Origin of the sequence: Pseudoroseomonas cervicalis ATCC 49957 (genome assembly GCF_000164635.1) — a bacterium.
Lineage (GTDB): Bacteria > Pseudomonadota > Alphaproteobacteria > Acetobacterales > Acetobacteraceae > Pseudoroseomonas > Pseudoroseomonas cervicalis.
Genome location: NZ_GG770777.1, coordinates 441,522 through 449,685 on the forward strand (window position 1 = coordinate 441,522; position 8,164 = coordinate 449,685).

At 70.3% G+C, this 8,164-nt stretch carries 8 protein-coding genes; 2 read left to right on the top strand and 6 right to left on the bottom strand.

Going from position 1 to position 8,164, the window contains the following annotated elements; all coding sequences use genetic code 11:
- Window positions 1–235: 235 nt before the first annotated feature.
- On the top strand, window positions 236–403 hold the full coding sequence (gene rpmG / locus HMPREF0731_RS01865) for a 50S ribosomal protein L33 (RefSeq protein WP_007002299.1): 168 nt from the start codon (window positions 236–238) through the stop codon (window positions 401–403).
- 123 nt (window positions 404–526) lie between these two features.
- Here rpmG and HMPREF0731_RS01870 read toward each other — a convergent pair whose 3' ends face one another.
- From HMPREF0731_RS01870 to argB, 4 genes are all read right to left on the bottom strand, one after another.
- Window positions 527–1,906 (bottom strand): PleD family two-component system response regulator, encoded by a 1,380-nt coding sequence (locus tag HMPREF0731_RS01870; RefSeq protein WP_007002300.1) that lies wholly within the window; start codon window positions 1,904–1,906, stop codon window positions 527–529.
- Window positions 1,907–2,128: 222 nt separating this feature from the next.
- Window positions 2,129–3,259 (bottom strand): succinyl-diaminopimelate desuccinylase, encoded by a 1,131-nt coding sequence (dapE, locus tag HMPREF0731_RS01875; protein WP_007002301.1) that lies wholly within the window; start codon window positions 3,257–3,259, stop codon window positions 2,129–2,131.
- A gap of 10 nt (window positions 3,260–3,269) precedes the next feature.
- A complete protein-coding gene (gene dapD, locus HMPREF0731_RS01880; RefSeq protein ID WP_007002302.1) occupies window positions 3,270–4,097 on the bottom strand; it encodes a 2,3,4,5-tetrahydropyridine-2,6-dicarboxylate N-succinyltransferase in 828 nt (275 codons plus the stop codon).
- 122 nt (window positions 4,098–4,219) lie between these two features.
- Entirely contained in the window at window positions 4,220–5,104 is an 885-nt protein-coding gene (gene argB / locus HMPREF0731_RS01885) for an acetylglutamate kinase (RefSeq protein WP_007002303.1), read from the bottom strand.
- Window positions 5,105–5,350: 246 nt separating this feature from the next.
- On the opposite strand from argB, the gene HMPREF0731_RS01890 reads away from it, so the two are divergent.
- On the top strand, window positions 5,351–5,887 hold the full coding sequence (locus HMPREF0731_RS01890; RefSeq protein ID WP_007002304.1) for a YfaZ family outer membrane protein: 537 nt from the start codon (window positions 5,351–5,353) through the stop codon (window positions 5,885–5,887).
- 40 nt (window positions 5,888–5,927) lie between these two features.
- Here HMPREF0731_RS01890 and yihA read toward each other — a convergent pair whose 3' ends face one another.
- Window positions 5,928–6,593, bottom strand: a complete 666-nt coding sequence (gene yihA / locus HMPREF0731_RS01895; RefSeq protein WP_007002305.1) for a ribosome biogenesis GTP-binding protein YihA/YsxC — start codon at window positions 6,591–6,593, stop codon at window positions 5,928–5,930.
- On the bottom strand, window positions 6,590–8,164 hold a 1,575-nt coding region (yidC, locus tag HMPREF0731_RS01900; protein ID WP_007002306.1), incomplete at its 5' end, for a membrane protein insertase YidC. The genes yihA and yidC, both read right to left, overlap by 4 nt.

Genomic DNA, 8,164 nt, shown 5'->3' on the forward strand with positions numbered 1-8,164 from the left:
CGCGGCGCCTGCCCGCCGGCCGAGGGGCGCGAGCCGGACCTGCAGGCGGCCCGCGCGCTGCTCGACAATCCCGGCGCCTACAGGGCCGCCCTGCCCCGCTGACAGGGACTTTGCGCCACCTTTCCCTTGACTGAGCGGCCCAGATGGCTAGGTTGCGGCCTCTCGCGTCGCACCCGGGTGCGCGGCCTTCTGCCGCCAGGCTTGGGGTGCCCGTCGGCGCCCACGGAAGAATGTCATGGCCAAGTCGAACACGATTCTGATCAAGCTCGTCAGCACCGCTGACACCGGGTACTTCTATGTGACCAAGAAGAACACCCGGAACACGACCGGCAAGCTCGAGATGCGCAAGTACGACCCCGTCGCGCGCAAGCATGTCGCGTTCCGCGAATCCAAGATCAAGTAAGGGGTCGCGCCGGGCACGGCGCACCGCCTGAACGCCGAAGGCCGCCCCGCAAGGGCGGCCTTCTGCTTTTGTGGATCGGCCCGATTTTCGGATCGCGCCGGACGGCGACGTCCGGCGGCGACATCAGGCGGTGTCGCCCTGCGGCGGCCAGTCCGCGCTGCCCGCCAGCTCGATCCGGTTGCGGCCATTCGCCTTGGCCCGGTAGAGCGCGGCATCCGCCGCCGCCATCAGCCGCGGCAGCGCCTCGCCCCCCTTGGCCAGCGCCACGCCGATGCTGGCGGTGATGCCGAGCCGCCGCTCCGGGCTGACCGGCACCGGGTTCTCCGCCATGGACAGGCGCAGCCGGTCGGCGATCTGCATCGCCTCCTCCTGCGTGGCCGCGGCCATGGCGACGACGAATTCCTCGCCGCCGAAGCGCGCCACCACATCGACATCGCGCAGATGCCGCTTCATCCGCGCCGCCACCTCGCGCAGCACGATGTCGCCGACGCCATGGCCGTAGGTGTCGTTCACCGCCTTGAAGCGGTCCACATCCAGCATCAGCAGCGCCGCCGGTCCGTTGCGCAGCAGGCCCTCCAGATGGCGGATGATGTAGCGGCGGTTGCGCAGCCCGGTCAGGCTGTCGGTCACCGCGAGTTCCAGCGAGCGGTCCAGCTCGGCGCGCAGCCGCTCCTGGTAGCGGCGGCGGCGCAGCTGGTTGCGCACCCGGGCGCGCAGCTCGTTCGGATCGACCGGGCGCAGCACATGGTCGTTGGCGCCCAGCTCGAAGCCGCGCAGCACCAGGCCGTGCTGGTCGGCATCGGCGATCAGCAGCACCGGCAGGTCGCGCGTCGCCGCCTGGGCGCGCAGCCGTGAGGCCAGGCGCAGACCCTCGCCGCCATCCAGCGACAGGCTGAGCAGCGCCAGGTCGAACGCGCCCTCGGACAGCGCCTGCCAGGCCTGCGTCGCGGTCCCGGTCAGCCGCAGGGTCACTCCATCCACCGCCAGCACGCCGGTCAGCAGCTCGGCCTCGTTCACATCCTCGGTCGCCAGCAGGATGCTGGCGCCGGCGATCTGCTCGGAGGGCGGCGGCAGCGGCTCGAAGCCGAGGTCGAGCGCCGTCTCGGCGCGCAGGCGGAAGGCGTCCAGCACCTGCTTCACCCGCAGCAGGGCGCGCAGCCGGGCGAACAGGGTGGAATGGTCGACCGGCTTGGAGAGGAAATCATCCGCCCCCGCCTCCAGCCCGCGCACCCGCTCGCTGGCATCGACCAGGGCCGTGACCATGACCACCGGGATATGCGCCGTGGCCGTGCTGGCCTTCAGCCGCCGGCAGACCTCGTAGCCATCCATCCCCGGCATCATCACGTCGAGGAGGATGATGTCGGGCATCCAGTCCTCCGCGCGGCTCAGCGCCTCGGGGCCGGAGGAAGCCAGGGCGACCTCGTAATATTCGGCATTCAGCCGCGCCTCCAGCAACCGGAGATTGGCGGCGATATCATCGACGACCAGAATCCGCGCACTCATGCCAGCTCGTTCTCTCTCCGCTGGGGCCCCATCACATGGCCGAGCCGCAGCGTTTTGCTGGGCGTGTTGCACTGAAAGAGGTCGGAACCGCAGACCAGCAGCCGAGGCATCCCGCCCCGGCGGGCAGCGCGCCCGAGGCATCCGGAGATCGCCGCCGACACTCTAACATTGTCGCGAGAATAGCATAGCGGCCCGCATTCACCACCGCGCCGCCGGGACAGGTCAGCCTGGCGTCAGGAGCTGGCGGATCACGGCGGCATAGAGGCGTGACAGGGCGCGTAGCTCCTCGACAGGGGTGCATTCGTCGGCCTTGTGCATGGTGGCGCCGACGGCGCCCAGCTCGGCCACCGGGCAGTGGCGGGTGATGAAGCGCGCATCCGAGGTGCCGCCGCCGGTGTCGAGGCGCGGCTCCACCCCGGCGGCCTCGGCCACGGCGCGGCGCAGCGCCGCCACGAAGGGTCCTGGCTGGGTCAGGAAGCTCTCGCCGGAGCAGCTGGTCTCCAGCGTGTAGCGCGCCTCCTCCGCCCGCAGGGCGGCGTGCAGCATGGCGGTCAGGCTGGCGCTGCTGTGCAGATCGTTGAAGCGGATGTTCAGCTGGGCGCGCGCCGTGCCGGGAATGACGTTGGTCGCCGGGTTGCCGACATCGAAGCTGGTCACCTGCAGCGTCGAGGGCTCGAACCATTCGCTGCCGGAATCGAGCGGCTGCGCGGTCAGCCGGTGCAGCACCCGCACCAGCCGGTGCACCGGGTTGTCGGCGCGCTGCGGATAGGCGGCGTGGCCCTGCACGCCCTGCACGGTGATGGCGGCGTTCAGGCTGCCGCGGCGGCCGATCTTGATGGTGTCGCCCAGCACCGCCTTGCTGGTGGGCTCGCCCACCACGCAGAGATCCGGCGTGTGGCCGTGCTCCGCCATCCACTCCAGCACCTTGACGGTGCCGTGCTCGGCCGGGCCTTCCTCGTCCCCGGTGATCAGCAGCGACAGGCTGCCCGGCAGGTCGGCCGGCAGGCTGGCGATGGCGGCGACCCAGGCGGCGATGCCGCCCTTCATGTCGGTCGCGCCCCGGCCCATCACCAGCCCGTCGCGCAGCTCGGCGCCGAAGGGATCGGTGCTCCACAGCGCGGGGTCGCCGGGCGGCACCACATCGGTATGCCCGGCGAAGCAGAGATGCGGCGCGCCGCTGCCGCGCCGGGCGAAGAGATTCTCCACCTCCTGCCCCGGCGGGCCGAAGACCAGCCGGGTGCAGGTGAAGCCGAGCGGCCGCAGCGCCGCCTCCAGGACACCCAGCGCGCCGCCCTCGGCGGGCGTCACGCTCGGGCAGCGGATCAGATCCTGCAGCAGCGGCAGCGGGTCCATGGGCCTGGCCTCAGTCGCGCAGCAGCTCGTTGATCGAGGTCTTGCTGCGGGTCTGCGCGTCCACCCGCTTGACGATGACGGCGCAGTAGAGGCCGGGGCCCTGGCTGCCATCCGGCAGCGCCTTGCCCGGCAGGCTGCCCGGCACCACCACCGAATAGGGCGGCACCTGGCCCATGAAGACCTCACCCGTGGCGCGGTCGACGATCTTGGTCGAGGCGCCGAGGAACACGCCCATCGACAGCACCGAGCCCTCGCCGACGATGACGCCCTCGGCCACCTCGGAGCGGGCGCCGACGAAGCAATTGTCGCCGATCACCACCGGATTGGCCTGCAGCGGCTCCAGCACGCCGCCGATGCCGGCGCCGCCGGAGATGTGGCAGTTCTTGCCGATCTGGGCGCAGGAGCCGATCGTCGCCCAGGTGTCGACCATCGTGTTCTCGTCGACATAGGCGCCGAGATTGACGAAGGAGGGCATCAGCACCACGCCCTTGCCGATGAAGGCGGAGCGGCGCACCACGGCGCCCGGCACGGCGCGGAAGCCGGCCTCGCGGAAGCGGTTCTCGCCCCAGTCGGCGAACTTCAGCGGCACCTTGTCATAGGCGCCGAAGCCGGTCGGCATGACCTTGGAATCTTCCAGGCGGAAGGAGAGCAGCACCGCCTGCTTCAGCCACTGGTTGACCTTCCAGCCGCCCTGCCCGTCCGGCTCCGCCACGCGGGCGCGGCCGGAATCGAGCAGTTCCAACGCGCTCTCGATGGCCTCGCGCTCGGCGCCGCGCGTGGCGGGCGAAAGCTCGGCGCGGCGTTCCCACAGCGCTGCGATGGTGGCGGCAAGGTCCATGGCTGTTCGTCCCGCGTCGGAGGAGAAGGGTCGCGCGAGTATCGGGGTGGCCGCCGGCCCTGTCAACGCTGGCGGCGGCCTCAGGCGGGCGGCGCGGCGACAGGGCCGCGCCGCCCGGCGCCTCAGGGCACGATCAGCGTGCCGGCGCCGCCATCGGTGAACAGCTCGATCAGCACGGCGTGCGGCACGCGGCCATCGACGATGACGGCGCCCTTCACTCCCTGCTCGATGGCGTAGATGCAGGTCTCGATCTTCGGGATCATGCCGCCGGAGATCCAGCCCTCGGCGATGCCGGCCTTGGCGCGGGCCACCGTCATCTCCGGGATCAGCCGCTTCTCGGCATCCAGCACGCCGGGCACGTCGGTCAGCATCAGCAGGCGGGAGGCGCTGAGCGCGCCGGCGATGGCGCCGGCGGCCGTGTCGGCATTGATGTTGTAGGTCTGGCCATCGGCGCCGACGCCGACCGGCGCCACCACCGGCACGATGTCGGCGGCGATCAGCAGCTCCAGCACCTGCGGGTCGACCTGCTCCGGCTCGCCGACGAAGCCGAGGTCGAGCACCTTCTCGATGTTGCTCTCCGGGTCGCGATAGCTGCGGGTCAGCTTGCGGGCGCGGATCAGCCCGCCATCCTTGCCGGAAATGCCCACCGAGATGGCGCCGGCACGGGTGATGCAGTCGGAGACCTGTTTGTTGACGGTGCCGGAGAGCACCATCTCCACCACATCCACCACCGCGGCGTCGGTGACGCGCAGCCCGTTGACGAAGGTGGACTGCACATTCAGCCGCTTCAGCATGGCGTTGATCTGCGGCCCGCCGCCATGCACCACGACGGGGTTCACCCCCATCTGCTCCAGCAGCGCGATGTCGCGGCCGAAGCGCGCGGCGGCTTCCTCCTCGCCCATGGCGTGGCCGCCATACTTCACGACCACGATCTGGTCGTCATATCGCTTCAGGAAGGGCAGCGAACCGGCGAGGATTTCCATCTGGTTGCGCGCGTCGTCGGTCATGACCTTGCCTTGTCCGGTCCCGTGTGGCGCTCGCCATAGGGAAGCATGGCAGGGGGGTCAAGCCGGGGCGCCGGCCATGGCGGCGTCAGAGCTGCCAACCCGGCGGCGGCGGCCCGTGGCGCGGCGGGCCCCAAAGCCAGACAGCGTCGCCGTGAAGATCGGATTCCGCCGCGGCGCTTCCCCCCATGACTCTTAAATGTTAATAACTTATAAGAATTTCTTACCACGACTTCGGAGGTGTTCCGCATGCGCATCGTCCTGCTCCCTGCCCTGCTGCTGCTCGGCACCGCGCCGGCGGCGCTGGCCACCGACCTCTCCGCCAGCCTGGGCGAGAATTACCGGCGCCTGGAGGGCCGCACCGATCTGGGGCCGGTGGACCTCTCGGCGGGCTGGACCAGCCGCAACGGGCGCGGCGATGTGGTGGATCTCGGCGTCGGCCCCTCCATCGGAGTCGGGCCGCTGACCGTGGGAGTGCAGGCCAAGGGGATCTACACCCGCTCGCCGCAGGGCGATGGCGAGGTCGGCGCCGGGCTGGGCGCCTCGGCCTCGGTCGGGCTGGTGCCGGGGCTGCTCTCGGCGGGGGTGGATGCCAGCTACGCGCCGGGCGAGCTGGCCAGCGGCGACCGCGGCGATTACCGCTCGGCCTCGGCGCGGCTCACGGCCCATGTGCTGCCCTTCCTGTCGGTGCAGGGCGGCTACCGGATCGAGCGGATGGAGACGCGCGGCGGCGGCGAGGCCGACCTCGCCAAGGGCTTCTTCGTCGGCGGCGCGCTGCGCTTCTGAAGTTCGAACCGCCCCGGGGGTCGCCCCGGGGCGGCAGGCCTCAGGCCGGCTCGGCCAGGGCGGTCAGCTCGGCACGCAGCTCGGGGATGCCGGCCCCGGTCTCGCTGCTGGTGGTGATCACCAGCGGATGCGCGGCGGTGTGCTGCTTGACCAGCGCCGCCGCCTCCTCCTGCCGCTGCTTCAGCCAATAGGGCTTGGCGCTGTCGGCCTTGGTCAGCACGATCTGGAAATTGACCGCGGCGTTGTTCAGCAGCTCCATGGCGGCGCGGTCGCTGGCCTTGGTCTCGATCCGCGCATCCAGCAGCAGCACCACGCGGCGCAGCACCGGCCGGCCGCGCAGGAACTCGAACATCAGCCCCTGCCAATCCTCCTTCACGCTCTTGGAGGCCTGGGCATAGCCATAGCCCGGCATGTCCACGAGGGCGAGGCGCCCGCCCAGGTCGAAGAAGTTCAGCTGCTTCGTCCGGCCCGGGGTGGAGGAGACGCGCGCCAGGCTGTTCTGCCCGGTCAGCGCGTTCACCAGCGAGGATTTTCCCACATTCGAGCGGCCGCAGAAGGCCACCTCCGGCAGCCGCGCCTCGGGCAGCTGGTCCAGCCGCTGGGCCGCGAAGTAGAACTGGCAGGGGCGGCAGAACAGCAGCCGCCCCTGCTCGATCAGTTCGGCGCGCTCGGCCTCGTCGCGCGCCTCCAGAAGACCGCCGCTCACCCCTTGGCCTTCGCGCCGGCCTTGGCCAGCGCCTTCTCCTGGCGCCGCACCTCGCGCTCATGCCGCATGATGTACCACTGCTGGGCCACCGAGAGCAGGTTGTTCCAGGACCAGTAGATCACCAGGCCGGCCGGGAAGCTGGCCAGCATGAAGGTGAAGATGATCGGCATCCAGGTGAAGATCTTGGCCTGGATCGGGTCGGCCGGCGCCGGGTTCAGCTTCTGCTGCACGAACATCGTGACGCCCATGATGATCGCCCAGACCGGCATGTGCAGCAGCGCCGGCGGGTCCCACGGGATCAGCCCGAACAGGTTGAACAGGTTGGTGGGGTCGGGCGCCGAGAGGTCGCGGATCCAGCCGAAGAACGGCGCGTGCCGCATCTCGATGGTGACGAACAGCACCTTGTAGAGCGCGAAAAAGACCGGGATCTGGATCAGGATCGGCAGGCAGCCCGAGGCCGGGTTGACCTTCTCCGACCGGTACAGCGCCATCATCTCCGACTGGGCCTTGGCCGGGTCGTCCTTGTAGCGCTCGCGGATCTCCTGCATCTTCGGCGTCAGCACCTTCATCCGCGCCATCGACTTGTAGGCCTTGTTGGCCAGCGGGAAGAAGGCCAGCTTCAGCGCCACGGTGAAGACCAGGATGGCGATGCCGAAATTGCCGAACAGCTTGAACAGGTAGTCCAGCGCGTAGAAGAACGGCTTGGTCAGGAAGTAGAACCAGCCGAAGTCGATCGCCTTGTCGAAATCCGTGATGCCCAGATTGTCGCGGTAGGCGTCGAGCAGATGCACTTCCTTGGCGCCGGCGAAGAGGCGCGTGGCGATGCTGCCGGTGGCCCCGGAGGCGACGGTCTGCGGCTGCGGGGTGGCGAAATCGACCTGCCAGCGATCCTCGCCATTCTCCGCCACATGGCGCCAGGCGGCGCGCAGCGGCTGGGCGGCGTCGACGGGGGCGATGGCGGCCAGCCAGTACTTGTCGGTGAAGCCGGCCCAGCCGCCGCTGGTCTCCTGCTCCAGCGCCACGCCGCGGGTGCGCGCGCCGTCATCCTTGGCGGATTTGTAGGTCAGCTCGTTCAGGCGGCCGTTCAGCACGCCGACGAAGCCCTCATGCAGGATGTAGAAGCCGGCCACATGCGGCGTGCGCTCGCGGCGGACGCGGCTCCAGGGCAGCACCAGCACCGGGTCGGCGGCGCTGTTGATGACGCGCTGCTCGGCCTGGAACATGTAGTTGCGGTCCAGGCTCAGCACGATCTGGAAGGTCTGGCCCTGGCCGTTCTCCCAGGAGAGCGTGACCGGGCTGTCGGGGCCGAGCGGGCCGCCGCTGGCGGTCCAGTCGGTCTCGTTGTCCGGCACGCGGGTGCGGCCATCGGCGGACGACCAGCCCCACTGGGCGAAATAGGGCTGCAGTTCCTCGCGCGGGGCGAACATGCGCACCAGCGGCGAGGAGGCGGCCGTCGTCTCGCGGTAATCCTTCAGCACCAGATCGTCGAGCCGGGCGCCGCGCAGCAGGAGGCTGCCGGAGACGCGCGGGCTCTCCACCCGCAGCCGCTGCGGCGGCGGGCGGTTGGCCTG